This window comes from Paraburkholderia aspalathi (assembly GCF_905220735.1).
GTDB classification, from domain to species: Bacteria; Pseudomonadota; Gammaproteobacteria; order Burkholderiales; family Burkholderiaceae; genus Paraburkholderia; species Paraburkholderia aspalathi.
Genome location: NZ_CAJNBA010000028.1, coordinates 1 through 1,458 on the forward strand (window position 1 = coordinate 1; position 1,458 = coordinate 1,458).

Below are 1,458 nucleotides of genomic sequence, written 5' to 3' on the forward strand. Positions count from 1 at the left end.
GAGTCCTTTTATATGGACGCCTCCCGTTTGCCAAGGAATTTTATGTGCTGGTAGACAGGAAGGCTGCGGCTTTATATCCGGCCTTGTTGCAGGTCGAACCCGCTGGCCTCGATGGATTCCGCTGGCTCACGCCTCATTTGTCACACGGGCTGTTAGCCCGCAAAGGGCTTCAGGTTTGGTGAGTCCCGGTCTGACCTGTGTGCCATCACACTCAATTACCTTGCGCAACCTTTGACGTTTTCCTCTTTGCAAAACCGTTCTGTTCAGACTTCGCTGCGTTCACACCGGCCGCACACTGACATGAGCTTTCTCGTACTTCCGGTCGTGTGCCAGCAATGCCCAGATCGTTCGGGCCAGCTTGTTGGCCAGTGCGACGGTCACCACGTTGTTCGGGCGGCGCCTGCGCAACTGCTCGATCCACGGCCCCGGCTCCTTTGTGCGTGCAAGCACCGATCGGGCGCCGTGTATCAGCAGCGTGCGCAGGTACACATCCCCACGTTTGCTGATCCCATGTAACCGGAGCTTGCCACCGGTGCCGGTCTGTCGCGGCACCAGCCCCAGCCAGGCCGCAAACTCACGGCCCGAACTGAATGTCTTCGGATCCCCCATCGTCGCCACGGCAGCGGTTGCCGTCAGCAACCCCACGCCTGGAATGTCCGCGATCTGCCTGCAGGCGCGCTCTTCCTTCATCCACTCCGAGAGCCGGCGCTCGATCTGCGCAATCTGCTCATCGAGCACGTCAAGCCGCTGCCATTGTTCACGCAGTGTGTCCATCAACATCGCAGGCAAACGCTCGCTCAGACGCGCCAGCACACCGGCCATCGCCCGGTTCAGCGCGGCTCGGCCCACCGCCATCACCTCACCGTATTCCGTCAGCAGTCCACGCAGGCCATTAATCTGCATCGTGCGGAATCTGACCAGCTGCTGGCGCATCCGGTGCAGCGCCAGCACCGCCTGCTGCGTTTCAGTCTTGAGCGCCACCGCCCTCACGCAAGGCTGCTGTACCGCGCTCCAGATCGCGCGCGCATCGGCCATATCGTTCTTGTTGCCAATCACGAATGCCTTGACCGCCTTGCCCGGCATCAACCTGACCTGATGCCCCATTTCGCCCAGCCGACGCGCCCAGTGCTGGGCTCCGCCGCACGCTTCCATGCCGATGAGGCAGGGCGTGCGATTGGCGAAATGCTCCAGAAACGCGCCGCGCCGGATCTGTCGGCTGATGACCTCGCCGGTTTGCGGATCAACCCAGTGCACCTGGAAAACCTGCTTTGCAATATCCACACCGACCGGAGTAAAGTTCATTTGGGTTCTCCTTCCTCAAGTGGTTCGTTGCCCAACTTCCACTCTGGCACATCTGATGCCGTCGGTTGCGAGAACCCACCCTACCTTTGCCCGCCCCCACGGTCAGTGATCAGCAGCCCTTACGGGGGGAGGCGTCCATTCCATTTGTCACTAACG

The 1,458-nt window shown here is 61.0% G+C and carries 2 protein-coding genes; one reads left to right on the plus strand and one right to left on the minus strand.

Features of this window, described 5'->3' with window-relative positions:
- The coding region (locus KHO30_RS39030; RefSeq protein ID WP_211704091.1) for a hypothetical protein at positions 1 to 182 on the plus strand (182 nt) is incomplete at its 5' end.
- 97 nt (positions 183 to 279) lie between these two features.
- Here KHO30_RS39030 and KHO30_RS39035 read toward each other — a convergent pair.
- The gene (locus KHO30_RS39035) at positions 280 to 1,302 is read right to left on the minus strand and encodes an IS110 family RNA-guided transposase (RefSeq protein ID WP_200655292.1); all 1,023 of its coding nucleotides are present in this window, start codon (positions 1,300 to 1,302) and stop codon (positions 280 to 282) included.
- Between the last annotated feature and the right edge of the window lie 156 nt (positions 1,303 to 1,458).